Source organism: Dellaglioa sp. CoH-56-MRSF-11 (assembly GCF_056782135.1).
In genome coordinates, this window is the sequence record NZ_JBXAYE010000170.1 from 1 (window position 1) to 235 (window position 235).

1 protein-coding gene is annotated in these 235 nt (G+C 51.1%); it reads right to left on the reverse strand.

Annotated features, from left to right (window positions below):
- On the reverse strand, positions 1–235 hold a 235-nt coding region (locus tag AC1RPT_RS08265), incomplete at both ends, for a hypothetical protein (protein ID WP_481763069.1).

Below are 235 nucleotides of genomic sequence, written 5' to 3' on the forward strand. Positions count from 1 at the left end.
CGGAATAGTAGTACTAAGTACTTGACGACCGAAGATAACGATCTTGTCTCCGACCACCGGAAGCTGCGCCATGGGCGAGGTGAGCTGGAACGTTGCGGTAGTCGGTCCCAGTATCACACTTTTGACGTAGCGGCAGAAGCTGAAGTTTTGTCCCGTCGAGAATTCGACAATGATTTGGCCTATGTACGACGGATTCATTCCCGACGTGTAGTCGCTAAGTGCGATCGTTATAGAC